The following is a 22,505-nucleotide window of genomic DNA, read 5'->3' as shown; positions in this document are numbered from 1 at the left end:
CAGGGGCGATGAACGGGTGGAACGCCGTACCCGGCGAGCCGCGTCCGGATGCCGGCCGCCCGCTGCCGCATACCCCCTCGGGGCTCTTTCCCTCCGGGCCGCCGGCCCGGCCCACCTGGCGGGAGCCGTACCCGGTGACCGGCGGCGGGGTGGCGGCCGGCGGCGCCATGGCCGCGGCCTGGCTGCTCCTGTTCGGCCTGCTCGGCCGGGACGTGGCGGGCTACGCCTGGTGGACGGTGATCGCCGGCGGGCTGGCCTGGCTGGCCGCCGTGGTGCTGGTGCGGTTCGGCGACCGCGGGGTCGCGACGGGCGTCGCGATCGTCACCGCCGGCGGGTGGAGCATCGCCGCCGCGGTCGTCGCGGTCCGCTGGGCGCAGGGCGGGGACTGGCCGCTCTGGTGACCGTCCGTGCACGCCCGGCTGCGCAGCGAAGACCATCTTGACGTACGCGCTGTGACGGTTCACCCTCGGCGGTATGGCCTGGACCACCCCGCGGCTCGATCCCGAGCGGAGCCGCCGTCGCCTGCAACTCCTTGCCGAGTTGGCCGGTGCCCGCACGGTACGCCAACGCGAACGGCCGCAGCGGGCCCGCACCGAGCGGCTGCGCCAGCTCATCGCCACCCGCAAGCGGATTGCCGGCTGATCCGACTTTATCCTGGATTGACCGGCCCTTCGGGGCGTTGACCGGTCGTCTGCCGACCCGACCGGTTAACGTGCACGCGAGACGAGTCGGCGTGCTGCCGAGGCCAACTTTGGGGGGGACCGTGTCGTACTTCGCCGCTGCCGCGGTACGCGTCGAGGGCGGCTGGACCGCCGAAGAGGTGAGCCTGCGGGGCGCCACCGACATCGACGAGGTCGCCGACCGGCTGCGCGACGTCGAGCCGGACGCCGACCTGTCCCTGCTCTTCGTCGAGGCGGACGACGCGTACCTGGTGATCCTGCGCCTGGACGAGGGGGAGGACCTGAGGGTCTTCGGCTCCGACTCGGCGTACGCGGAGGAGTCCCGGCTGGGGGCCCTGCTGGTCGGCGACCTGAAGACCTCGGTCACCGGGGTCGAGGACGGCGACGAGCCGCGCCCGGCCGCCTCCGGCGGGGACGACGACACCGAGCAGCCCGCGGTGGACCCGGAGGCCGACCCGGTCGGCGACGCGGACATCCTCGCCGACCAGGGCATCTCCGCGCAGAAGCTGCTCGCCCTCTGCGCCCACGAGGGGATGCTGCCGGCCGACGTGACCGCGGAGATCTGCCAGGTGCTCGGTTGCGCGGACGAGGTCGAGGAGCTGCGTGAGGTCTGAGCCGTCCGGATTCGTGCCGCACGGCGACGCGGAGCCGGCTGACGCCACCGACCCGGCGCTGGAGACGCTCCGGCCGGGGCAGCCGACGCCGGGCGCGGTGGGCCGGGCCGGCCCGGGCGCGGACGAGGGGCTGGCCGACCCGGGTGAGGTGGGCCGCCGGCAGCGGCACGAGCTCTGGATGCGCCGCGCGCTGGAGGTCGCGGTCACCGGCCCGGACCAGGCCGGCCCGACCGGTCCCGAGGCCGAGCTGGCCGGCACCGCGGCGTCGGACGCCGAGTCGGCCGGCACCGCGGCGTCCGAGGCCGACCTCGTCGCGGACATTCCGGTCGGGGCGGTGGTCTACGGCCCGGACGGCGCCGAGCTGGCCGTCGGCCGCAACGAGCGCGAGCTGACCGGGGACCCGACCGCGCACGCCGAGGTGCTGGCACTGCGACGGGCCGCCGAGCGGCTGGGACGCTGGCGGCTGGAGGGCTGCACCCTGGTGGTGACGCTGGAACCCTGCACGATGTGCGCGGGCGCGATCGCCCTGGCCCGGATCTCCACCGTCGTCTTCGGCGCCTGGGAGCCCAAGACCGGGGCGGTCGGCTCGCTGTGGGACGTGCTGCGCGACCGCCGCGCCATCCACCGCCCCGAGGTGTACGGCGGGGTGCTGGAGACGGAGAACGCCGCCGTGCTTCGGGCCTTCTTCCGCTGATCCGGCCGGCGGTCAGGCCGCCGCCGGGGCGGGACGCAGCAGGGTCTCGGCGACCGCCCGGCCGGCCTCGCTCCACGGGGCGGGGCGCAGCGTCGCCGGGTCGAGCCGGACGATCGCCCGGGTGCCTTCGGCGTGCAGGATGGCGCCGTCCACCGAGCGGAACTCGAAGGCGTACCCGGCGCTGCTGGTGCCGAGGTGTTCCAGCCAGAAGTGCACGGCCACCGGACCGGTGGCGGCGATCGGGGCGCGGAACCGGATGGTGAACTCGCGTACCGCGTGGCACAGGTCCGGGGAGCTGTCCCGCCCGCGGTAGGCGTGCCCGCGGTCGGCCCAGTACGGGGTGAGCGCGCGTTCCAGCAGCACCGCGTACCGGGCGTTGTGCATGATGCCGAGGGCGTCGAGGTCGTCGAAGTGGACCGGGACGTGCTCGACGTGACCGAACCGCACGACGGGCTGGTCGAGGGTGTCGTGGGTCATCACAGGCCTTCCGGTAGCAGGTTGGGGTCGGGGCACAACGCCCGCAGGCGGTCGAGCACGCCCTGGCGGGCGTGCCGGTAGGCGGGCTCGGGGTCCAGCAGCCGGGACCGCATGGCCGCGGTCAGCCCGAGCGCCTCGATCTCGTACGCGAGCTGCTGGACGTCGGTGTCGGCGGGTAGTTCGCGGGCGGCGACCGCCTCGGCCACGAGTTGTTCGAGGAACGCGGTCCACCGGTCGAACAGCTCGGCCAGTCGGTCGCGGACCGGGCCGGGGCGGGCGTTGTACTCGAACTCGGTGGTGGCGAAGAAGCAGCCGCCGGGGAGCACCCGTGCGGCGTAGAAGTCGATCCGGGCCGTGTGCAGTGCCCAGAGCCGGCGTACGCCGCGGGGTGCGCGCAGCGCCGGGGCGGCGATCCGCTCCTGCCACTGCTCCAGCGCCCGGTCGATGGTGGCGAGCTGGAGGGCCTCCTTGGAGCGCCAGTGCGCGAAGAGGCCGGACTTGCTGACCCCGAGCTTGTCGGCGAGCTGCCCGAGGGAGAGCCCGTCGAGGCCGGCCTCGGTGGCCAGGGCCACGGCGGCGTCCAGCACGGCGGTGCGGGTGCGGTCGCCGCGGGCCACGCGGCCGTCGAGGGTCATGCGGGCAGCGTACCAAGAAAAAGCACGATCGGTCGTATTTATTTTCGGGGTGCCGAGATGCGGCCGCCCCGCCACCGAGGGTGGCGGGGCGGCGAGGCTGCGGAAGGGTCAGGCGATGGCGGTGTCGAGGGCGATCTCGACCATCTGGCTGAAGGTCTGCTCGCGCTCGGCGGAGGTGGTCTTCTCGCCGGTCTTGATGTGGTCGCTGACGGTCAGGATGGTCAGCGCCCGCGCCTTGAACCGGGCGGCGATCGTGTAGAGCGCCGCGGACTCCATCTCGACGGCCAGCACGCCGTAGTCGGCGAGGGCGTCGTAGAGGTCCGGCCGGTCGGTGTAGAAGGCGTCCGCCGCCAGGATCGGCCCGACGTGCATGGTGATGCCGCGCCGCTCGGCCACCTCGACCGAGGTGCGCAGCAGCCCGAAGTCGGCCACCGGGGCGTAGTCGATCAGCCCGTCGAAGCGCATCCGGTTCATGTTCGAGTCGGTGGACGAGCCGATGGCGGCGACCACGTCCCGCAGCGCGAGGTCCTCGCTGAGGGCACCGCAGGAGCCGACCCGGATCAGGGTCTTCACCCCGTACTCGTTGATCAACTCGTGGGCGTAGATGGAGGCGGAGGGCATGCCCATGCCGGAGCCCTGGACGGAAACCTCGACGCCGTTCCAGCGGCCGGTGAAGCCCAGCATGCCGCGGACCGTCGAGTAGCAGCGGGCGCCCTCGAGGTAGGTCTCCGCGATCCACTTGGCCCGCAGCGGGTCACCCGGCATCAGGACCCGCTCGGCGATCTCTCCCGGCTCAGCGCCGATGTGCGTACTCATGGCAAAGATCCTGCCAGGCCCGCCACCGGGATACCGGTTCGGCGTCCACACCCGCGGTCCTGTACCCTACTCGGCGGTGGCGTGTCCGAGTGGCCTAAGGAGCACGCCTCGAAAGCGTGTGAGGGTGCAAGCCCTCCGCGGGTTCAAATCCCGCCGCCACCGCTCGTGAGATGCGAGAACGCCCGGTCGGTCCGTGAGGACCGGCCGGGTCTTCCGCTTGTGGTCTCGGTTTTGGTCTCAGTTCGCGCTCAAGGGCCCCTTTTCGGGTCCTCTGCCGGGCTGTCCCCGAGCAGCCCGCCGACGCGCTGGGCGATGTCCCGACGGACCTGGGCGGTCAAGTCCGTGCGCGGGTTGACGGGGCCACCGGTCGGCGTGGCGAACAGCCAGTCGCTGCCTTCCCAGAGTTGGGCGGCGGTGGCGCGCTCCTGGTCCTGCTCGTCGCGGTGCTTGCGGAGCAGCGCCACCAACTCGTCGGGTAGCCCGATGCTGCGCCGGCCAGCCCACGACCTGGTCTCGGCGGTGTCGGCTCGCACCTGGCGGCGGTCGGGGCAGTGCCCGCCGTGCTTCCGCCCGCACGGCGAGCGGCACCCGTGCTCCCATCTCGGCCGCTGCCGGCCGCGCCGGACGGTCAGCGTCCCGGCGGGGTTTCGTGGCGCTGGCTCTCAGGAGGCGATCCGGTTCAGCTCGGTTAGCGCGTCCTCGGGGAGGTTCAGCGCAGCAGCGGAGACGTTCTGGCGCAGGTGCGTAACGGATGAGGTGCCGGGGATGAGCAGGATGTTCGGGGAGCGCTGTAGCAGCCACGCCAGCGCGACGGCCATCGGTGTGGTGCCGAGGCGGGTGGCGACTGCGCTCAGTTCCTCGGACTGGAGTGGGGAGAAGCCGCCGAGCGGGAAGTAGGGCACGTAGGCGATGCCCTGTGCGGCGAGGGAGTCAACCAGGTCGTCGTCGTCCCGGTTTGCGATGTTGTAGAAGTTCTGCACGCACACGATCGGCGCGATGGACTGTGCTTCGGCGATCTGCTCGGCGTTGACCGTGCTGAGACCGAGATGCTTAATCAATCTCTCCTGCTGCAGCTGCGCGAGCACAGTGAACGGTGCGGAGATTGGGCCGGGAGTGGGCCTGTCGAACCCGCCGACGCGCAGGTTGACGATGTCGAGTGCGTCTAGTCCGAGGTGATCCAGGTTGTCGTGCACGGCCTGGCGCAGCTGCTCGGGAGCGAGCGCCGGCAGCCAGTTCCCCTCGGCGTCTCGCAGCGATCCGACCTTCGTCACGATGCGCAGATCGTCCGGGTAGGGATGTAGGGCCTCCCTGATCAGCTCGTTGACGACGACAGGCCCGTAGAAGTCGGCGGTGTCGATGTGGTTGATGCCCAGGCGCACGACCTCGCGCAGTACGGACACGGCAGCGTCGGGGTCGGCCGGTGGGCCGAATACGTGTGGCCCTGCCAACTGCATGGCGCCATATCCCATGCGAGTGACCGTCAGATCCTCGGCCATGGTGAACGTCCCGCCGGGAACTCTGGTCGATGTCACGACGATTCCTCTCCCTGTTGTCGCAAGTTCCCTGGGCTTCCCGCCGAAGCGGCCGCCAAACTGCGGCCACGTCAGCACGGGATGGCTGCACACTCCGCCAGCGGCGCGAAACAGGCAGCGACCCGGCCGATCCTGGGAGCGGCACGGACAGGCAGACCACGATCGCCGCTGCCCACAGCGATCGTGGGGTGGGAGTGTCACCCAGGTCCTGATACCGATCTGTCACGCAGGTCCTGAGACCCGACAGCCGGCTGCCGGCCGTGTCGTACTCCGCTTGATGAGTGACAGATTGGTTCCACATGATGCGCGACACTCCCGCCGATCGTGATGTTGACGGAGAGAGTGGCGCTCGCCGGTGCTGGTCACGTCTCGCTGGGGCGGTGGGGGCCTGGTGGGGAGATCGGTGCGGGGTGTCGTCGTACACGAATGTTGTCAGTGATGACGATGCCGGTGAGGACTGTGGCGCTAGCGAGGGCGTTGACGAGCGGTCCCAGGAGCAGCATCGGCGGCAGGAGGCAGGCGAGCGCGAGTAACCCAATAACACAACTTCTATAAACGCGGCCGAATACCAGGTACCCCAGGAGGGTCCGACCGGCGAGGAACAGCGCGGTACCGCCGAGGATGGTGACGGTCGCGGTCGCGCGTGGATGGCCGAACGGGTCGTCGATGACCAGTTCGTTGCCGACCGAGGTGACGACGAGGCCGGCGATCATGACCAGGTGGGCGTAGGACACCAATTTGCTGAGCCGGTCGGGGTTGGCTGAAGCCTGGATGGCCGGCCCCATGTCTTCTCCGGCGCGGAAAATGTAGATCCGCCAGATCAATGCCGTGACGGCGAATGTCATCACGAACGCCACGGTCTGGTCGGTGGAAAAGCCGCGACCGGTGAGGCTCGATCCGATGGCCAGGATCACCTCGCCGAGGGCGATGACGAACAGTGCCCGGTTGCGGTCGGCCAGGTACTCGCCGCCGGGCGGCAAGTCCCCACCGGCCAGGCGCCTGAGTCCTGGCAGGGGGTAGCTGAACCACCGTGCGACGTAGATGAGGACAACCGCGAGCGTCCACAGCGCCGTACGTACCGTGCCCGAGGCGACCGCCCCGATAAGCCAGGGCACCCCGGTGGCGGCATGCCAGATCGTCGCCCGCCCAGCAACATGTTGCAGCTCCTGGCCCCGCAACAGGACCACGAGGAACAGATCGCGGCCGATCTGGATGGCAAGGTAGGTGACCGCGAAGATCAGGCCGGTCTTGCCGAACGCTTCGGGGACCGCCGCGGAGAGCACCAGGGCACCCACCATGGTGGCGAGGACCAGCAGTTGTACCGACGGCCGCCGCGGGTTCAACTGTCCGGTCACCCGCGCGGTGAGGGACCACACCCATCCGATGGCCAGCAGCAGCACCAGGGTCCGGAACGCGCCGGACCAGGTCAGATTATTGAACAGCTGCTGGGCGAGCGCGCGGAGCGCGAAGACGAACACCACATCGAAGAACAGCTCCAGGAACGACGCTCGCGCGACGTCCTCGAGCTTGCGAAGCAGTCCGTTTGTTCCACTCGTCGTCACCGGCCCGCCCGCTCCTACCGATCTTGGGTCGGTATTAGCGTATCCGTCCTCATCGCTTAGATGGCCAAGTCCCGAGCTCTCCCTCAAGATCGTCTAGCCGGCACTGTCCAGCCTTCATCGCCTTGTGCACCCAGACATCAAACGCGCGCTGCCGACCGTGATGCGTAGGCACCCGTGCGATCATCTCGATCGGGTCGGCTCCGCCCGCCCATACGACTGACGCGGATGCCTCTCAGGGCGCCACGTTCAGGGCTTCGAGCACCCGCTGCGCGAGCCCGCCGTCGCCGGACACCGACACCTCGTGGTCGGAGACCGCGCCACGGCCGGCGCCAAGGCGGGCGAATGATGCCCACGACAACGTCAGGTGGACGTCCGGGTCGGCCGCCGAACCGGCCGGCAGCAGGGAACCCCGGCCGTCGGCGCCCACCTGCACGCACACGTCGGCGGGCAGCTCGCCATGCGCGGTGATGCGCACGGTGGATCCGGGCGGTGCTCCGGCGAGCTTGGCCACGCTCCTGGGCAGCGACAGGATCAGTAGCTCCTGGGTGATGCGGGCCGAGTCGGTGCCGAGGTTGCCGGGGCGGCCCACCGCTTCGCGGACGTCTTGCTCGTGCGTCCACAGGTCGAAGACCCGGAACCGTAGTCCCAACTCGTGCGGGCCCACGGCGTGCAGCCGCGGGATGAACACCGTCGGTTGCTGCGCGGCGCCGGCGAGCTGACGCAGGCGCACCGGCAGCAGGTCGCGCAGCTCGGCCAGCAGCGCGGTCGGCGGCCGGCCCCGACGCTCGCGCACGTGGGAGTCGATCCACTCCTGCGTGGGCACGACGTAGTCCTCGGCCCCGCCGGCCAGCCACGCCTCCGGTCCGGTGATGTGGGCGTAGACGTCGGCGACCGACCACAGCGGGCACTGGGTGCGCGCCGCCCACGCCGGCCCGTCAAGTTGCTCTCCGAGCGTGAGCAGCTGCTGCAGGCTCTCGCCGTAGGCGGCGGCGACCGTGTCCACGGGGTTCACCGCGGAAGTGTGGCATCGCGGGGACCGTCCCGCAACGCCGCGGCGACGGCCTGGCGCTTCCGGACGAGGTCAATGAGCCGCGCGGCCAGCAAGGGGACCACCCCGCGAACTCGTCCGTGTTTCTGCTGGTCAGGGGCCGTCACTGGTCAATCGTTCGGGTCTCTGCCATCAGGCCCGGTACTGGTGGACCTCCAGACCATCGAACCTGTCGGCGCGGATGTAGACGTCGGTGGGTGCCGGGACGTCGACCGCGCCACCATGAGCCCCTGTCTGTAGGAGCCGCACGGCCGCCGGCGGCTGCCATCCGCACTGGCTTCGACCGCCATCATTCATCCGTCGACCGGTCCACCGAGGAACGCGCTGCTACTGCCGCCACGTCGCCACCATGGCCGTTGACATCAATGGCTGACATCAACCGCGATGACCAAGGACGGGCTCCCCCGTAGGTACGCGAGACCCCACGCGGACGGTACGGAACTCTGCGGACGCCATGATTCATGTCGGAAGCGCCTTGTAAGCGAGATGTCAGGCAGCATCTCGTCAGGCCCCGGATCGTGCTGGAACCCCGACCCAGCCAGCCGCAGCTCTCGACCTGCGCAGGAAGCCGTGAGTAACCGCCTCGCCGACGATCCAAGGATTCAGGACGACTGAAGGTCGTGGGGATTGCCTGAGAGTCAACGCTGAATGGTGGTTAGCGACACGAGGGCTCACGCCTCGAGGTTCTTCTTGAGCAGCGCGAGGTTTCGAGGCAGGCCCTTGCGGGTCTCGGGCTTGACGAGGAGGGGCACCAGGAGCTTGCCGATCCCGCGACCCTCGAAGTCGAGCTCGACAGTCACTCGCGAGCCGACCGCCGTCGGCTCGACTCGCGTGTCAACGAGCGGCCGGACCGGGCCATCGACCCCCCTCATCGACCAGCTGTGCGGGGCGTCGTAACTGGTGAACTCCATAGTCATGGGCTGCTCGCGCTTACCCACGCGACGGACGGTGATCACCTTGCCGCCGACGGCGAGCTCACCCTCCTGGGACGCCGATACGACGTTCTCCTGCCAGGCCGACAGATTCGCCGGGTCGATCGCGTAGGCGAAGACCTTCTCGACGGGCGCGTTGATCTCGATACTGGCGATTACGGCGGCCATGCGGGCTCCTCGGTCGGCGGCGATCGTTTGGAACTCTAGTCGCGCACTGCCGGACCCGCGCCAACGCTGTGCTGCCGGGCGAGGCACCCGGCTTGCCCTTCAACACCGAGCGTGTGAGGGTTTACGCCCTCCGCGGGTTCAAATCCCGCCGCCACCGCCAACGACCGAAGCGCCCGGGACATCCCGGGCGCTTCGTCGTTCTACCGGGCCTGCGAACCACCCAGGGAGCCGGGCCGGTCAGCAGGGGCCGTAGCCCTCGTCGAAGAGGCGGCGTGCCCAGTCGGCGTACCCGGCGATGATCTTTCGGACGGTCGTCCCGTCGTGCAGGAAGAGGTACGCGCGGTCGTCGCTGCGGGCGAGCAGCCCGTCGAACCGGTACGTGCCCCGCGGCGCCCGCAGCGGGATCGCCGACGGATAGCTGGCCCGTACCTCGCTCACCGGGGTGCCGACGGTGATGCCCTCGGGCGTGCTCATCGGGTCGTCCAGCCAGAGCAGCACCAGCCGGTCGTCGAAGAAGACCGGGCTGACCGTTCCGTGCCCGGCCAGGGTGGGGCCGCAGGCGTCCTCGTCCGAGCGCAGCACCCCGCGCCGGGTCAGTTCCGCCTCGGTGGCGCCGAACTCGATGTCGCGCAGCCCGTCGAGGTCGACCACCTCGGCGTCGCCGACCGGCCGGGCCGGCACGTCCGGCCCCTGTGGACGGACGCCGCTGCCCGCGATCGAGGCGGCCACCATCAACGTGGCAATGAAGATGAATTGTCGCAGTTTCATGGAATCCCCCAGTCCCCAACGGGACCGGGGCGATCAGGTTGCTGGTGCCGGCCCGATTGCCGGAGTTCCCACTCCTCGGCCAGCTCGTCCCAGTAGTCGGCGGTGAGGCCGCGCCGGCCGTGCGCCAGCCAGCCGGTGGTGTCGCCCTCCAGGTGCAGGCCGAGCTCGGCGAACGGATCGATCCACGGGCCTGGCTCGACGCCGAGCCGGGCGAGCGCCGCGTTGATCGGCCACTCGGCCCGCGGCCGGTCGAGCGTGCCGTCGAAGTGCGGCCCCCAGCTCACCTCGCCGCCCAGCCACACGACCGACGACTGGTGGCCCAGTCCGCCGGCGAACTCGGCCTCCAGGTAGGCCACCGGCCCCTGCCGCGACCAGCGGGCCAGCAGCTCCGCCAGCGCGGGCGAGAGGACGAGCTGGAACGGCCGCGTCGCGGACGGCTCCCCGGTGGCGAAGTCCGGCAGCGCGCCGGTCAGCTCCTCGACCAGCTGCGGGGTGACCGGGAGCAGCGCGAAGTCCTGCCGGAGCGCGGCGAGCACCGCGTGGTCCAGGCCGGCGGTCTGCTCGCGGAGCAGCTCGACGTCGGCCACGACCGCGCTGAGCTGGTAACTCATCCGATCCTTCCGCCGTCCACAGGCTGTGGATGGAACATGTGTACGACGGATCCGCCGGTGCTGCTCCGGACGCCGTACCGTCGATCATCGCAATCCCCTCCGTACCCGGAAAGGGGCCGGCCCCGGCGGGCCGGCTTCTGGACGACCGGGTGCTTCGCGTGGTGGATGGGAATCCGGTTACCGGTCCCATTCATGCCTCCGTGGCGTCGATCGACCCCGTCGATCACCGGAGGGAGCTTCCGCGAGGTTCGACGTACCTTGGCCGCGGTCGCCGTCGTGGCATCGGTCGTCGCCCGCGTCCCTGATGCCGAGTGGATGTACACCGGCGGGTACGACGAAGGGCCGGTCCCGTGCGGGGCCGGCCCTACGTGCGAGTGAGCGGAGGATACGAGATTCGAACTCGTGAGGGTGTTAACCCAACACGCTTTCCAAGCGTGCGCCCTAGGCCTCTAGGCGAATCCTCCGCGAGCCAGGATACAGGTCCGTCAGGGGTGGGCCACCCCACCACCCCCTGAAGATCCACGCCGGGTCGGGTACGCTTGGGGCACCTCCCGTGCGGCGGTACCTCGTGAACCTCCCCAGGGCCGGAAGGCAGCAAGGATAAGCGAGCTCTGCCGGGTGCACGGGAGGCCTTTCTGTCTCCGGGTGCCGGTAACGTCCCTGCGGGTCAGGTCACGGGGTGGTGGGTGGTCACCCGCGCCTGACCGGCGCAGAATGGCTCGGTCGAGAGGAGGCGGTACGGGTGGCACTGGCCCTTTACCGCAAGTACCGGCCGCGCACCTTCGCCGAGGTCATCGGCCAGGAGCACGTCACCGAGCCGCTGTCCCAGGCGCTGCGCAGTGGGCGGCTCAACCACGCCTACCTCTTCTCGGGCCCGCGCGGCTGCGGCAAGACCTCCAGCGCCCGGATCCTGGCCCGCTCGCTCAACTGTGAGCAGGGCCCCACCCCGGAGCCGTGCGGCCAGTGCGGGTCCTGCCGCTCGCTGGCCACCGACGGCGCCGGCTCGATTGACGTCATCGAGATCGACGCGGCCAGCCACGGCGGCGTCGACGACGCCCGGGAGCTGCGCGAGAAGGCGTTCTTCGCGCCGGCCAGCAGCCGGTTCAAGATCTACGTCATCGACGAGGCGCACATGGTCTCGTCGGCCGGCTTCAACGCCCTGCTCAAGCTGGTCGAGGAGCCCCCGGAGTACGTCAAGTTCATCTTCGCCACGACCGAGCCGGAGAAGGTCCTCGGCACGATCAAGTCGCGGACCCACCACTACCCGTTCCGGCTGATCCCGCCGAAGGTGCTCCGGCCGTACCTGGAGCAGCTCTGCGACGCCGAGGGCGTCACGGTGGATCCGGCGGTCTTCCCGCTGGTGGTGCGCGCCGGCGGCGGCAGCGCCCGGGACAGTCTCTCCGTGCTCGACCAGCTCATCGCCGGCGCCGGCCCGGAGGGGGTCAGCTACGCCCGGGCCGCCGCGCTGCTCGGCGTCACCGACTCGGCGCTGATCGACGAGATGTGCGACGCGCTCGCCGCCGGGGACGGCGCGGCCGCGTACGCCACCGTCGACCGGGTGGCCGAGGCCGGGCACGACCCGCGCCGGTTCGCCGCCGACCTCCTCGAACGGCTGCGCGACCTGATCGTGCTCCAGCAGGTGCCGGACGCCGCCGCCAAGGGGCTGATCGACGGCCCGTCGGACCAGATCGAGCGGATGACCGCCCAGGCCCAGCGGCTCGGCCCGGGCACCCTGTCCCGCTGCGCGGACATCGTGCACAACGGGCTGGTGGACATGCGTGGCACCACCGCGCCCCGGCTGCTGCTGGAGCTGATCTGCGCCCGGATGCTGTTGCCCGGCGCGGACGACTCCACCGGCGGGCTGCTCCAGCGCCTGGAGCGGATGGAGCGCCGGCTCACCCTGGGCGGCGGCGAGCTGCCCTCGGCCGCCGCCGGCCCCGCGCCGGTCGCCCCCGCTTCTCCGGTACGCCCCGAGCCCGCCCCCACCGCCGCGTCCCGCCCGGAGTCCGGCGCCGGTTCCGCCGCACCGGGCACCCGCGCCGACGAGCAGGCCTCCGCTGCGAGCCGGCCCGGCGCCGGCGCTCCGGCTTCCCGCCCCACGCCGACGGCTGGAGCGGCGGCCGGCGCTGATCCGGCGGCCGGGAACGGCGTGCCGGCGGAGGCCCCGGCCGCGCCCCGGCGGGCGGTGCTGCCCGACCCGGCCACCCCCGAGCCGCCCCGCCCCGGCGCCGCCCCGTCCGGCGCCCTCGACGCGGTCGCGGTCCGCCGGGTCTGGCCGGAGGTGGTCGGCAAGGTCAACCGGACCAACAAGCGCATCGCGGCGCTGATGCGCGACGCGGTCGTTCGGGAGTTGGACGGCGACACGCTGGTGCTGACCGTGAAGTCGACGGTGCTGGCCAAGATGATGTCCGACCACGCCCCGGTGCTCACCGACGCGCTCTACGAGGAGCTGGGCGGTCGCTGGCAGATCCGCTGCGAGGTGGCCGGCGAGCGGGGCGGAGTGTCGCTCGGCGGCTCGTCGCGGGCCGCCGCCCCGGCCCGCCCGGCGTCCCCGCCGCCCGCCGCCCCCACGTCGCCCGCCGGTCCGGCCGCGGCCGGTCCGGTCTCCACCGCTTCGGCCGGGCCAGCTCCGGTCTCCGCCGGTCCACCCGGGCCCGGTTCCAGCTCCGGCGGTGACCCGTCCGGCCCGTCCGGGCACCGCGCCACCTCCGGTGGCCCGTCCGGGCCCGCGGCGACCCCGGGTGGGCAGGTCGGTGGTCCGGTCCGCGCGGAGTCGAGCGGTCCGGCCGCCGGTGCGCCCACGGCGACCGTCGAGGAGGAGTGGCCGGAGCCGGCCCGTCCCGGCGGCGCCGCGGGCGGGGAAGCGGACTGGCCCGAGCCGGCCCGGCCCGGTGGCCCCGCCGCCGGTTCGGACGACTGGCCGGAGCCGGCCCGGCCCGGCGGCGCGACGGCGGCCGCACCGGCGACGGCCAGCACGCCGGCCGCCCCGACGGCGACGGCCGGGGGCAGTGCCCCCACGGCGCCGGCCGTACCGAAGCCGGCCGGTCCCCAGCCGGCCAGCAAGGCCCCCGTGAGCAGCGCGATCGCGGCAGCCCGGGCGGCGGCGGCCGGTGCCGGCGCCGCGAGGGGAGCCCGGGCCGTCCAGCCGGCGCGGAAGACCGCGGACGCCGACTGGGCGGGCGAGCCGCCGTACGACCCGGACTACGACGGACCGGTCCGCGGCGGCGGACGCCCGGCCGCGGCGGCGCCGGCGACCCCGACGTACGAGGGCTTCGACCCGGGCGACGAGCCGCTGGACGAGGTGATCGACGAGCGGACCGCCCGGCAGTCCAGCGAGGAGCAGGCGGTGCAGCTGCTCCGGGAGGCGTTCGGGGCGGAGAAGATCGATGAGGTGGACGCGCGCTGAGCGCGCGTCGGCGCTGAGGACGAGGACGTGTGCCGCCGCCCGACTAGGCTGGGCGGCGGCCGAGCAGACGAGTGCGAGAAGGAGCCATCCGTGCGCCCAGGTGGACAGCCGAACATGCAGCAGATGCTGAAGCAGGCGCAGAAGATGCAGCAGCAGATCGCCAAGGCTCAGGCTGAGCTGGCCGACGCGGAGCTGACCGGCACCGCGGGCGGTGGCCTGGTCACCGCGACCGTCGCCGGCACCGGCGAGCTGAAGTCCATCAAGATCGACCCGAAGGCGGTCGACCCGGAGGACGTGGAGACCCTGGAGGACCTGGTCGTCGCGGCCGTGCACAACGCCGCCGAGGCGGCCCGGGAGCTGACCGAGCAGAAGATGGGCCCGGTCGCGGGCGGCATGGGCGGCCTCGGCCTGCCCGGGTTCTGAGCCGGCAGATGTACGAGGGTGCCATCCAGGACCTGATCGACGAGCTGGGGCGGCTGCCGGGCGTGGGCCCGAAGAGCGCCCAGCGGATCGCCTTCCACGTCCTGTCGGCGGATCCGGCCGACGTGAACCGGCTGGCCGGCGCGCTGCGCAAGGTCAAGGAGCTGGTGCGCTTCTGCACCACCTGCTTCAACGTGGCCGAGTCGGAGCAGTGTCGGATCTGCCGCGACGCGCGGCGCACCGACGAGGTGCTCTGCGTGGTCGAGGAGCCGAAGGACGTGGTGGCGATCGAGCGGACCGGTGAGTTCCGTGGCCGGTACCACGTGCTCGGCGGGGCGATCAATCCGCTGGAGGGGATCGGCCCGGACAACCTGCGGATCCGCGAGCTGATGACCCGGCTGAGCGGCGGCGCGGTGCGCGAGCTGATCCTCGCCACCGACCCGAACACCGAGGGCGAGGCGACCGCGACGTACCTGGCCCTGATGGTCAAGCCGATGGGGATCTCGGTGACCCGGCTGGCCAGCGGACTGCCGGTCGGCGGTGACCTGGAGTACGCCGACGAGATCACCCTGGGTCGGGCGTTCGAGGGCCGCCGGGCCGTCTGACCGACGCCACGGGCACACTGGCCGGCACCTCTTCGGGTGCCGGCCAGCTCTATCCGCATACCCGGAATGTGGGACGAGTGCCGAGCGCCACGCGCACGGTTCCCGGCCCGACAGTCGGGCGATTTGTTGCGATCTGCCTGATCCCAGGCTCCGCCTCGTGCTGTGACAGGCCCGTTTGCCTGGAGATCGGGCAGTGTCAGACCCGACTACTTGGTGTCGGCTTGATAGCGATTGCCTAACGGGCGTTCCGCTTCCGTGTGTCGTGTCATAGCCTCCGGCACACGGACTGAGCCACAACTCGGCGTGGTCATGCGCATGACAGAGGTGAGAGATGCAGGCAGGCAGGCTTAAAGCGGCCGTGGCCCTCGCGGCCGCTGCCGCTCTGGCGGTCGGGGCGTCCGGCTGCGCCAAGAGCGAGCGCGACGATGCGGGCGGTGGCGCCAAGACTGGTGGCACCTTCGTCTTCGCGGGGGCCGGTGACCCGAAGAACTTCGACCCGATCTTCAACGACGACGGTGAGTCGTTCCGGCCGATCCGCCAGATGTACGACACCCTGATCCAGAACAAGCCGGGCACGGCCGATCTGCAGGGCGCCCTGGCGGAGAGCTGGGAGCACGACGCCGACGGCAAGGTCTGGACCTTCAAGCTCCGCAAGGGCGTGAAGTTCCACGACGGCACCCCCTTCAACGCGGCCGCGGTCTGCTTCAACTTCGACCGCTGGTTCAACATGAAGGGCGCCGCCGCCCAGTCCCAGATGATCTACTACTCGGACGTCTTCGGCGGCTTCGCCAAGAACGAGGCCGAGGGCGTCGGCCAGCCGGTCTACAACAAGTGCGAGGCCAAGGACGACGGCACCGCCGTCGTCACGATGAACCAGTACAAGGGCGCCTTCCCCGGTGCCTTCGCGCTGACCGCGCTGTCGATCGCCAGCCCCGAGGCGCTGAAGAAGTACGACGCCGACGCGGTGAAGCAGAACGGCGACTCCTTCGAGTACAGCGCGTTCGCCAACGAGCACCCGGTCGGCACCGGCCCGTTCTCCTTCGGCGGGTGGGACAAGGCCAAGGGTGAGATCACCCTGAACCGGAACCCCGACTACTGGGGCGACAAGGCCAAGGTCGACAAGCTCGTCATCAAGGTCATCAAGGATGAGAACACCCGTAAGCAGGAGCTGCGCGCCGGCACCGTCCAGGGCATCGACTTCCCGGCCCCGGCCGACCGCAAGGCCCTCTCCGGCGAGGGCTTCCAGGTCCTCGACCGTCCGGCGTTCAACATCCTCTACCTGGGCTTCAACCAGAAGAACCCGAAGCTGAAGGACCTGCGGGTGCGGCAGGCGATCGCCTACGCCCTCAACCGTCAGCAGCTCGTCCAGACCAAGGGCCCGGGTGGCACCAAGGTCGCCGACGAGTTCATGCCGGACACCGTGCTCGGCTACGCCTCCGACGTGCAGAAGTACGACTACAACCCGGAGAAGGCCAAGCAGCTGCTCAAGGACGCGGGCGTGCAGAACCTGACGCTCAACTTCTACTACCCGACTGACGTCTCCCGGCCGTACATGCCGAACCCGCAGGAGATCTTCACCGTCCTCGCCAACGACCTGCAGGCCGTCGGCATCAAGGTCAACGGTGTGGCCCGCCCGTGGAACGGTGGCTACAAGGACGACGTGCAGCAGTTCGGCAAGCAGGACCTGCACATCCTCGGCTGGACGGGTGACTACAACGACCCGGGCAACTTCGTCGGCACCTTCTTCGGTCGCGGCAAGGTCGAGTTCGGCGACCAGGCGATGACCGAGATGTTCGACGCCATCACCAAGGCCGACGGCACCGTCGACGAGGCCGGCAAGAAGGCCGCCTGGGAGCAGGTCAACCGCGACATCGCCGCCAAGTGGCTGCCGGCCGTGCCGATCTGGCACGCCCCGCCGGCCATCGTCGTCACCAAGGACGTCAAGGGTCTGGTCGCCAGCCCGCTGACCGACGAGCGGTTCAACACCGTCAGCGTCGGCTGATCACGCCGCTGAACCGCTGACGCCGTACGCGGGATCGGCCCGGGCCGGGCATACGCCCCGGCCCGGGCCGAACCGCTGATATCGAGAATCTGGTGTGAGAGATGTTGCGAGTCATAGTCCGCCGCCTGCTACAGCTCGCGGTGACCCTGATAGCGCTGTCCGCGCTCATCTTCATCTGGTTGCGGAACCTGCCCGGCGGCCCGATCGAGGCGCTGCTCGGTGAGCGGGCCACCCCCGAGCGGCGCGCGCTGCTGACCAAGGCGCTCGGCTACGACCAGCCGATCCTGGTGCAGTACGGCAAGTTCATGCAGCGGGTCCTGACCGGCGACTTCGGCAACTCGATCCGGACCGGTGACCCCGTCGCCGAGGTGATCGGTCGCGCCTTTCCGGCCACCATCGAGCTGGCCCTGGTTGCCATGATCATTGCGGTCGGGCTCGGCGTGCCGCTCGGCTACCTCGCTGCCCGGCACCGCGGTCGGCTGCTGGACAATCTGAGCATCGCGGGCACCCTGCTCGGCATCTCGATCCCGATCTTCTTCCTGGGCTACCTGCTCAAGGACGTCTTCACCCAGAACATCCACTGGTTCCCGCCCTCCGGGCGGCTCAGTACCGGCGTGGACAACACCGAGGTCACCGGCTTCTTCGTCCTCGACGGGCTGCTCACCCGGGAGTTCGACGCCACCGCCGACGCGCTCTGGCACCTCATCCTGCCGGCGTTCACCCTGGCCACCATTCCGCTGGCGGTGATCGTCCGGATCACCCGGGCCAGCGTGCTGGACGTGCTCAACGAGGACTACGTCCGCACCGCCGAGGCCAAGGGCCTGCGGCACCGCGTCATCCGGGGCCGGCACATCCTGCGCAACGCCCTGCTGCCGGTGGTCACCACCATCGGCCTGCAGACCGGCGCGCTGCTCTCCGGCGCGGTGCTCACCGAGAAGGTCTACAACTGGGGCGGCCTCGGCACGCTGATCACGGACTCGATCAGCGGCGGCCGCGACTATCCGGTGCTCCAGGCGCTGATCCTGCTGGCCGCGCTGGTCTTCGTGGTGGTCAACCTCCTGGTCGACCTCTCCTACGCCTTCATCGATCCGAGGGTGCGTGTGCGATGAGTGACCCGATCACCCGGCCCGGCGTGGCCGCCCCCCGCGACGGCGCGGACCAGCCCGGCACCGACGAGCGCCGTCCGGGCATGAGCGAGCGCGGCATCGGGCTGCTCGGCGAGCGCAAGAAGGCGCGACTGGACGAACTGGCCCGCGCGAGCGCCGACAAGGGCGGCGTGAGCCTCGTCCGGGACGCGATCCGTCGGTTGCGGCGCAACCCGGTTGCCATCGTCGGCGCGTCGATCGTCGCGCTCTTCGTCCTGATGGCGATCTTCGCGCCGCTGCTCGCGCCACACGACCCGGCGCAGCGCTTCGACGAGCTCACGAAGAACCTGACCGTCGACAACATTCCCGGTGCCAGCAGCGAGTTCCCGCTCGGATCCGACCCACTCGGGCGGGACTTCTTCTCCCGCATGATCTACGGCGCCCGGCAGACCCTCTTCGTCGGCGTGGTCGCCACCCTGATCGGGCTGAGCCTCGGCGTGCTCATCGGGGCGATCTCCGGCGCCTTCGGCGGCTGGGTCGACAACATCCTGATGCGCTTCACCGACGTGATGCTGGCCCTGCCCGCCCTGCTGCTGGCGATCAGCCTGGTGGCCATGGCCAGCCGGTCCAGCCAGTGGACGGTCATCTTCGCGGTGGCCATCGTCAACGTGCCGATCTTCGCCCGGCTGCTGCGTGGTTCGATGCTGGCCCAGCGGGAGAGCGACCACGTGCTGGCCGCCCGGGCGCTGGGCGTGAAGCAACGCAACATCGTGCTCCGGCACATGCTGCCCAACGCGATGACCGCGGTGATCGTGCAGGCCACGTTGACCCTGTCCACCGCCATCCTGGAGGCCGCCTCGCTCTCCTTCCTCGGGCTCGGCGACCCGGACATCAACCGCGCCGAGTGGGGTCTGATGCTCGGTGTGGACGGTCAGCGCTATTTCGAGGTCCGTCCCGAACTTGCCTACTACCCGGCGCTCGCGATCATCGTGGTCGCGCTCGGCTTCACCCTGCTCGGTGAGGCGATGCGCGAGGCGATCGACCCGAAGAACCGGCGGTGACGGCGATGCGACGGACCAGCACGGCCGGCGGACGCCGGCAGGGAGCGCGAGGAGTGAGCCTGCGAGGCCCGCTGTCGCGAGCGAAGGACCAGCGTGATGAGGAAGTGACCCGATGAGCCTGCTCGACGTACGCGATCTGAGCGTGGTGTTCCAGCGCCGCGGTGAGCGGCCGTTCACCGCGGTCGACAAGGTGAGCTTCAGCGTGGAGCCGGGGCAGACCGTCGGTCTGGTCGGCGAGTCCGGCTGCGGTAAGAGCGTGACCAGCCTGGCGATCATGGGCCTGCTGCCGAAGCGGGGCAACAAGGTCACCGGTGAGGTGCTCTTCGAGGGCGCCAACCTGCTCAAGCTGCGCCCGGACGACATGCGGGACCGGCGCGGCCGGGACATCGGCATGATCTTTCAGGACCCGCTCTCCTCGCTGAACCCGGTGATCCCGATCGGGGTGCAGGTCGCCGAGGTGCTCGAACGGCACCAGGGGATGGACCGGAGGAAGGCCCTGCGGGAGGCCCGGCAGCTGCTTGACGCGGTCGGCATCCCGGACCCGGAACGCCGGCTCAAGGAGTACCCGCACCAGATCTCCGGCGGGATGCGCCAGCGCGCGCTGATCGCCATCGCGCTGGCCTGCAAGCCGCGGCTGCTGATCGCCGACGAGCCGACCACCGCGTTGGACGTGACCATCCAGGCGCAGATCCTCACCCTGCTCAAGCAGCTCGTCGACGAGACCGGCACCGCGCTCATCATGATCACGCACGACCTCGGTGTGGTGGCCGGCCTCTGCGACACCGTCAACGTGCTCTACGGCGGCAAGGTGGTGGAGCGGGCGGCCCGGCACGAGCTGTTCGCCCGGCCCAGGCATCCGTACACGCACGGTCTGCTGAACTCCGTGCCGAGGCTGGACTCGGTGCGCGGTGAGCGGCTGCACGCCATCCGGGGCTCGGTGGCCGACAACATCCCATGGACCGAGGGGTGCGCCTTCGCGCCCCGCTGCGACCACGTGGTGGACGCCTGTCTGGAGGGCGCGCCCCCGCTGGAGCCGACCGCGACCGGCGGCGACCTGCGATGCAACAACCCCGTTCCGGTGGAGGTGACGGTCCCGTGACTGAGCGTACGGAACCATTGGTCGAACTGCGCGACGTCAAGGTCCACTTCCCGATCAAGAGCGGTCTGCTCGTCGACCGCACCGTGGGGTACGTCTACGCGGTCGACGGCGTCTCGCTGTCGATCAACGCGGGTGAGACGTACGGGTTGGTCGGCGAGTCGGGCTGCGGCAAGTCGACGCTCGGTCGGGGCCTGCTGCGGCTGGTCGAGCCGACCGACGGGGAGATCGTCTTCGACGGCACCGACATCCGCTCGCTCAAGGGCGAGACGCTGCGCCGGGCCCGGCGACGGATGCAGATGATCTTCCAGGATCCGCTGTCCAGCCTCGACCCCCGCCAGTCGGTGGAGTCGCTGCTGGTGGAGGGGCTCAAGGCGCACGGGCTCGCCGACGACAGGGCGGAGACCAGCCGCCGGCTGCGGGAGACGCTGGACGCCGTCGGGCTGCCCGCCTCGGCGCTGCACAAGTACCCGCACGAGTTCTCCGGCGGCCAGCGGCAGCGGATCGGGATCGCCCGGGCGCTGGTGCTCAACCCGGAGCTCATCGTCGCCGACGAGCCGGTCTCGGCGCTGGACGTGTCGATTCAGGCGCAGGTGCTCAACCTGCTCGAGGACCTGCAGAACGAGCGCGGCCTGACGTACCTGATCATCGCCCACGACCTGGCAGTGGTCCGGCACATCGCCGACACGGTGGGCGTGATGTACCTGGGTGGACTGGTGGAGGAGGCGTCCAGCGACGACCTCTACCGGGAGCCGATGCACCCGTACACCCGGGCGCTCATGTCGGCGGTGCCGGTGCCGGATCCGCTGGTGGAGGACCGCCGGGAGCGGATCCTGCTCGCCGGCGACCTGCCCTCGCCGACCAACCCGCCGGCCGGGTGCCGGTTCCACACCCGCTGCCCGTGGGCGCAGCCGACCCGCTGCGCCGACGAGCGGCCGGCGCTGCGCGAGGTGGTCACCGGGCACCGGGTGGCCTGCCACTTCGCCGAGGACATCGCGGCCGGCCGAATCCGCCCGCACGAGGTCGAGCCGGAGCTGGTCCGTCCGGACGAGGGCGCGGCGCCGGGCGATACCGGTGAGCTGATCCCCACCCCGTGACAACGGCACGAGGCCCCCTTCCCCGAGCCGGGGGAAGGGGGCCTCGTCGTGTCCCGGTCAGCCCTCGGGGCGGTCGAGCAGGGCGACGGCGACGGCGTGCACCGCGTCCAGGCCGGCCGGGTCGGCCAGCGCGGTCTTCCCGCCGGTCACCGCGTACCACTCGTCGGCGTCCTTGTACTGCACCCGCAGGGTCACCTGGCCGTCGGCGTACTCGGTGCGCAGGGTCAGCTCCCCGGTCACCACGCCGGCCTCGTCGGTCATCACCCCGCCCGGTCCGGCGGTGATGTCGGTGGTCCGCTGCTGCGGCCCGACGGCCGGTGCGCCACCGGCGGGAGTCGCCGGGACGGCGTCGGCGGACATGCCCGCCCCGGAGACGTCCGCGGACGCCGCCGGGGCGCCGTCCACGGTCATCCCGGCGGTGGTCGGTCCGGCGGTGGTCGGTCCGGCGCCGCCGCCGGTGGCCGCCGCGGCGTCCTCGCCACCGGCGTCCGGCATCTGCTTCGGGGCGGGCGTCGCCCCGGCCCCGGTCACGGCTTGTTCGCCCATGTGCAGCCCTCCAACATGTCCGTCAGGGCGGTCTTTTCGGCGCTGGTCACCGTCAGCCGCCAGTAGTGCTTGACCGTTACCCAGTCGGCGGCGTACTGGCACCAGTACGACCGGTTCGCCGGCTTCCACCGGGACGGGTCCTGGTCACCCTTTGCCCGGTTGGAGGTCAGGGAAACCGCGATGAGCTGTGGCCGGGTCAGATCGTTGGCGAAGTCGCCGCGCTTCGAGTCGTCCCACTCGTCCGCGCCCGAGCGCCACGCGTTGGCCAGCGGCACCACATGGTCGATGTCCACGTCCGACGGGTCGGTGAAGACCCGGCCGTCGTAGGCGCTCTCCCAGTGCCCGCCCACCACGTTGCAGCCGGAGAGCTTGATGCTCTCCCCGTCGCGCTGGAGGACGGTGTCGCGGACGTCGCAGTTCTTCCCGGTGTCCCGCCAGTGCGGGAACCGGGCGCGGCTGTAGCCCTTCATCGACCCGGCACTCGCGACGGTCAGCTCACCGAGCTGTTGGGAGACGTTGCCGGCGCTGCTCGGCGCCGCCTCCGGCTCGTCAACCGGCACGCAACCGGCCGCGCCGAGGGCGATCGCCGCGGCGAGCGCCGCCGCCACCGCGGCACGAGCTCCTGATCTGGTACGCACAGACGACACCTC

The 22,505-nt window shown here is 71.1% G+C and carries 23 protein-coding genes, 2 tRNA genes, 1 other RNA gene and 1 pseudogene; 14 read left to right on the top strand and 13 right to left on the bottom strand.

Going from position 1 to position 22,505, the window contains the following annotated elements; all coding sequences use genetic code 11:
• Window positions 1-8 precede the first annotated feature (8 nt).
• From EV384_RS02810 to EV384_RS02800, 4 genes are all read left to right on the top strand, one after another.
• The gene (locus tag EV384_RS02810) at window positions 9-401 is read left to right on the top strand and encodes a hypothetical protein (RefSeq protein WP_242623913.1); all 393 of its coding nucleotides are present in this window, start codon (window positions 9-11) and stop codon (window positions 399-401) included.
• A 73-nt stretch (window positions 402-474) separates the two neighbouring features.
• Entirely contained in the window at window positions 475-642 is a 168-nt protein-coding gene (locus EV384_RS34625; protein WP_165439858.1) for a hypothetical protein, read from the top strand.
• A gap of 121 nt (window positions 643-763) precedes the next feature.
• Window positions 764-1,294 carry a tRNA adenosine deaminase-associated protein gene (locus EV384_RS02805; protein WP_130329847.1) on the top strand — a complete coding sequence of 177 codons (531 nt, stop codon included), beginning with the start codon at window positions 764-766 and terminating at the stop codon, window positions 1,292-1,294.
• 178 nt (window positions 1,295-1,472) lie between these two features.
• Complete coding sequence (locus tag EV384_RS02800) at window positions 1,473-1,988, top strand: nucleoside deaminase (RefSeq protein WP_207232548.1); 516 nt, start codon at window positions 1,473-1,475, stop codon at window positions 1,986-1,988.
• 12 nt (window positions 1,989-2,000) lie between these two features.
• Here EV384_RS02800 and EV384_RS02795 read toward each other — a convergent pair whose 3' ends face one another.
• From EV384_RS02795 to deoD, 3 genes are all read right to left on the bottom strand, one after another.
• Window positions 2,001-2,465: an acyl-CoA thioesterase gene (locus tag EV384_RS02795; protein ID WP_130329843.1), complete on the bottom strand. Its 465-nt coding sequence runs from the start codon at window positions 2,463-2,465 to the stop codon at window positions 2,001-2,003.
• On the bottom strand, window positions 2,465-3,100 hold the full coding sequence (locus EV384_RS02790) for a TetR/AcrR family transcriptional regulator (RefSeq protein ID WP_130329841.1): 636 nt from the start codon (window positions 3,098-3,100) through the stop codon (window positions 2,465-2,467). The genes EV384_RS02795 and EV384_RS02790 overlap by 1 nt, the downstream gene beginning before the upstream one ends.
• A 108-nt stretch (window positions 3,101-3,208) precedes the next feature.
• On the bottom strand, window positions 3,209-3,916 hold the full coding sequence (deoD, locus tag EV384_RS02785; RefSeq protein ID WP_130329839.1) for a purine-nucleoside phosphorylase: 708 nt from the start codon (window positions 3,914-3,916) through the stop codon (window positions 3,209-3,211).
• A 75-nt stretch (window positions 3,917-3,991) separates the two neighbouring features.
• Between deoD and EV384_RS02780 the strand changes: the two genes are divergently transcribed.
• Window positions 3,992-4,078 (top strand) — tRNA-Ser (locus EV384_RS02780).
• Window positions 4,079-4,164: 86 nt separating this feature from the next.
• Here EV384_RS02780 and EV384_RS02775 read toward each other — a convergent pair.
• The 8 genes and pseudogenes from EV384_RS02775 to EV384_RS02740 all read right to left on the bottom strand — a co-directional run.
• A pseudogene (locus EV384_RS02775) lies at window positions 4,165-4,557 on the bottom strand (hypothetical protein); the annotation flags it as partial.
• 21 nt (window positions 4,558-4,578) lie between these two features.
• The gene (locus EV384_RS02770) at window positions 4,579-5,448 is read right to left on the bottom strand and encodes an aldo/keto reductase family oxidoreductase (RefSeq protein WP_130329837.1); all 870 of its coding nucleotides are present in this window, start codon (window positions 5,446-5,448) and stop codon (window positions 4,579-4,581) included.
• Window positions 5,449-5,810: 362 nt separating this feature from the next.
• Window positions 5,811-7,010, bottom strand: coding sequence for a low temperature requirement protein A (locus EV384_RS02765; RefSeq protein ID WP_165439857.1), 1,200 nt, complete (start codon window positions 7,008-7,010; stop codon window positions 5,811-5,813).
• A 232-nt stretch (window positions 7,011-7,242) separates the two neighbouring features.
• A complete protein-coding gene (locus tag EV384_RS02760) occupies window positions 7,243-8,022 on the bottom strand; it encodes a maleylpyruvate isomerase family mycothiol-dependent enzyme (protein ID WP_130329833.1) in 780 nt (259 codons plus the stop codon).
• Between the two features lie 707 nt (window positions 8,023-8,729).
• Window positions 8,730-9,158 (bottom strand): SRPBCC family protein, encoded by a 429-nt coding sequence (locus tag EV384_RS02755; protein ID WP_130329831.1) that lies wholly within the window; start codon window positions 9,156-9,158, stop codon window positions 8,730-8,732.
• A 237-nt stretch (window positions 9,159-9,395) separates the two neighbouring features.
• On the bottom strand, window positions 9,396-9,890 hold the full coding sequence (locus tag EV384_RS02750; RefSeq protein WP_423202942.1) for a hypothetical protein: 495 nt from the start codon (window positions 9,888-9,890) through the stop codon (window positions 9,396-9,398).
• A 32-nt stretch (window positions 9,891-9,922) separates the two neighbouring features.
• Complete coding sequence (locus EV384_RS02745; RefSeq protein WP_130329827.1) at window positions 9,923-10,537, bottom strand: hypothetical protein; 615 nt, start codon at window positions 10,535-10,537, stop codon at window positions 9,923-9,925.
• A 379-nt stretch (window positions 10,538-10,916) separates the two neighbouring features.
• Window positions 10,917-11,001, bottom strand: a tRNA-Ser gene (locus EV384_RS02740).
• A gap of 81 nt (window positions 11,002-11,082) precedes the next feature.
• Here EV384_RS02740 and ffs point away from each other — a divergent pair.
• The 9 genes from ffs to EV384_RS02695 all read left to right on the top strand — a co-directional run bounded on the left by ffs (window position 11,083) and on the right by EV384_RS02695 (window position 21,309).
• Window positions 11,083-11,172, top strand: an RNA gene (gene ffs / locus EV384_RS02735) — signal recognition particle sRNA small type.
• A gap of 107 nt (window positions 11,173-11,279) precedes the next feature.
• The gene (locus tag EV384_RS02730; protein ID WP_130329825.1) at window positions 11,280-13,943 is read left to right on the top strand and encodes a DNA polymerase III subunit gamma and tau; all 2,664 of its coding nucleotides are present in this window, start codon (window positions 11,280-11,282) and stop codon (window positions 13,941-13,943) included.
• A 114-nt stretch (window positions 13,944-14,057) separates the two neighbouring features.
• Window positions 14,058-14,366 carry a YbaB/EbfC family nucleoid-associated protein gene (locus EV384_RS02725; RefSeq protein ID WP_231929814.1) on the top strand — a complete coding sequence of 103 codons (309 nt, stop codon included), beginning with the start codon at window positions 14,058-14,060 and terminating at the stop codon, window positions 14,364-14,366.
• Between the two features lie 8 nt (window positions 14,367-14,374).
• Complete coding sequence (gene recR / locus EV384_RS02720) at window positions 14,375-14,968, top strand: recombination mediator RecR (RefSeq protein ID WP_130329823.1); 594 nt, start codon at window positions 14,375-14,377, stop codon at window positions 14,966-14,968.
• Window positions 14,969-15,299: 331 nt separating this feature from the next.
• The gene (locus EV384_RS02715) at window positions 15,300-16,970 is read left to right on the top strand and encodes an ABC transporter substrate-binding protein (protein ID WP_130329821.1); all 1,671 of its coding nucleotides are present in this window, start codon (window positions 15,300-15,302) and stop codon (window positions 16,968-16,970) included.
• A gap of 101 nt (window positions 16,971-17,071) precedes the next feature.
• Entirely contained in the window at window positions 17,072-18,079 is a 1,008-nt protein-coding gene (locus EV384_RS02710; protein ID WP_130329819.1) for an ABC transporter permease, read from the top strand.
• Window positions 18,080-18,159: 80 nt separating this feature from the next.
• Complete coding sequence (locus tag EV384_RS02705; RefSeq protein WP_165440140.1) at window positions 18,160-19,116, top strand: ABC transporter permease; 957 nt, start codon at window positions 18,160-18,162, stop codon at window positions 19,114-19,116.
• A gap of 112 nt (window positions 19,117-19,228) precedes the next feature.
• Window positions 19,229-20,215 (top strand): ABC transporter ATP-binding protein, encoded by a 987-nt coding sequence (locus tag EV384_RS02700; protein WP_130329815.1) that lies wholly within the window; start codon window positions 19,229-19,231, stop codon window positions 20,213-20,215.
• Window positions 20,176-21,309, top strand: coding sequence for an ABC transporter ATP-binding protein (locus EV384_RS02695; RefSeq protein ID WP_130329813.1), 1,134 nt, complete (start codon window positions 20,176-20,178; stop codon window positions 21,307-21,309). Before EV384_RS02700 ends, EV384_RS02695 begins: the two co-directional genes overlap by 40 nt.
• 57 nt (window positions 21,310-21,366) lie before the next feature.
• On the opposite strand, the gene EV384_RS02690 is transcribed toward EV384_RS02695, so the two are convergent.
• Together EV384_RS02690 and EV384_RS02685 are read right to left on the bottom strand one after the other, a co-directional pair.
• Complete coding sequence (locus tag EV384_RS02690) at window positions 21,367-21,855, bottom strand: hypothetical protein (RefSeq protein WP_130329811.1); 489 nt, start codon at window positions 21,853-21,855, stop codon at window positions 21,367-21,369.
• Window positions 21,837-22,493, bottom strand: a complete 657-nt coding sequence (locus tag EV384_RS02685) for an HNH endonuclease family protein (protein WP_130329809.1) — start codon at window positions 22,491-22,493, stop codon at window positions 21,837-21,839. Before EV384_RS02685 ends, EV384_RS02690 begins: the two co-directional genes overlap by 19 nt.
• Window positions 22,494-22,505 lie beyond the last annotated feature (12 nt).

The organism is Micromonospora kangleipakensis (assembly GCF_004217615.1).
In the GTDB taxonomy this organism is placed as follows: Bacteria; Actinomycetota; Actinomycetes; order Mycobacteriales; family Micromonosporaceae; genus Micromonospora; species Micromonospora kangleipakensis.
The sequence above is the reverse complement of the archived record's forward strand: the minus strand, read 5'-3'. Positions and strand labels throughout refer to the sequence as shown.

Bases quoted from the DNA above. Each gene is read 5' to 3' on its own strand.
- EV384_RS02700 (WP_130329815.1), top strand. From the start codon at position 19,229: ATGAGCCTGCTCGACGTACGCGATCTGAGCGTGGTGTTCCAGCGCCGC.
- EV384_RS02800 (WP_207232548.1), top strand. From the start codon at position 1,473: ATGCGCCGCGCGCTGGAGGTCGCGGTCACCGGCCCGGACCAGGCCGGC.
- EV384_RS02710 (WP_130329819.1), top strand. From the start codon at position 17,072: ATGTTGCGAGTCATAGTCCGCCGCCTGCTACAGCTCGCGGTGACCCTG.
- EV384_RS02690 (WP_130329811.1), bottom strand. From the start codon at position 21,855: ATGGGCGAACAAGCCGTGACCGGGGCCGGGGCGACGCCCGCCCCGAAG.
- EV384_RS02795 (WP_130329843.1), bottom strand. From the start codon at position 2,465: ATGACCCACGACACCCTCGACCAGCCCGTCGTGCGGTTCGGTCACGTC.
- EV384_RS02715 (WP_130329821.1), top strand. From the start codon at position 15,300: ATGCAGGCAGGCAGGCTTAAAGCGGCCGTGGCCCTCGCGGCCGCTGCC.
- EV384_RS02745 (WP_130329827.1), bottom strand. From the start codon at position 10,537: ATGAGTTACCAGCTCAGCGCGGTCGTGGCCGACGTCGAGCTGCTCCGC.
- EV384_RS34625 (WP_165439858.1), top strand. From the start codon at position 475: ATGGCCTGGACCACCCCGCGGCTCGATCCCGAGCGGAGCCGCCGTCGC.
- EV384_RS02725 (WP_231929814.1), top strand. From the start codon at position 14,058: ATGCAGCAGATGCTGAAGCAGGCGCAGAAGATGCAGCAGCAGATCGCC.
- EV384_RS02755 (WP_130329831.1), bottom strand. From the start codon at position 9,158: ATGGCCGCCGTAATCGCCAGTATCGAGATCAACGCGCCCGTCGAGAAG.
- EV384_RS02705 (WP_165440140.1), top strand. From the start codon at position 18,160: ATGAGCGAGCGCGGCATCGGGCTGCTCGGCGAGCGCAAGAAGGCGCGA.
- deoD (WP_130329839.1), bottom strand. From the start codon at position 3,916: ATGAGTACGCACATCGGCGCTGAGCCGGGAGAGATCGCCGAGCGGGTC.
- EV384_RS02695 (WP_130329813.1), top strand. From the start codon at position 20,176: ATGCAACAACCCCGTTCCGGTGGAGGTGACGGTCCCGTGACTGAGCGT.
- EV384_RS02790 (WP_130329841.1), bottom strand. From the start codon at position 3,100: ATGACCCTCGACGGCCGCGTGGCCCGCGGCGACCGCACCCGCACCGCC.
- EV384_RS02750 (WP_423202942.1), bottom strand. From the start codon at position 9,890: ATGGTGGCCGCCTCGATCGCGGGCAGCGGCGTCCGTCCACAGGGGCCG.
- EV384_RS02810 (WP_242623913.1), top strand. From the start codon at position 9: ATGAACGGGTGGAACGCCGTACCCGGCGAGCCGCGTCCGGATGCCGGC.
- recR (WP_130329823.1), top strand. From the start codon at position 14,375: ATGTACGAGGGTGCCATCCAGGACCTGATCGACGAGCTGGGGCGGCTG.